We start from the raw sequence: 287 nt of genomic DNA on the forward strand, positions 1-287 counted from the left end.
CCTGTGATATAGGGGTCGCCGTTTACGGTGGGGTTGGTAAAGGAGGGGGTGCCCACCCATACCGTTTTGGGTATTTCCACCTCCCCGCAGTCGGTTTCCACATGGAAGGTAATGGTGCCGAAACCCCTGTTGTGTACACTGGCCGGGCTGAGGTTCGCCGTGGTGCCTGAGCCGGAGGAGGAACTGAACAGGTTGGCTGGGGTTGCGGTCCAGGAGACGCTGGCCCCTTGGGGAGGGTTTTGCAGGATAAATGACGTGGAGGAACAGAGGTAGTCGGGGCCGGAGAT

The 287-nt window shown here is 59.9% G+C and carries 1 protein-coding gene; it reads right to left on the reverse strand.

The features are described from left to right. Positions 1–287: hypothetical protein (locus tag DB520_RS26395; protein ID WP_157972284.1), on the reverse strand; the 287-nt coding region annotated here is incomplete at both ends.

Origin of the sequence: Pleomorphovibrio marinus (assembly GCF_003347495.1) — a bacterium.
In the GTDB taxonomy this organism is placed as follows: domain Bacteria; phylum Bacteroidota; class Bacteroidia; order Cytophagales; family Cyclobacteriaceae; genus Pleomorphovibrio; species Pleomorphovibrio marinus.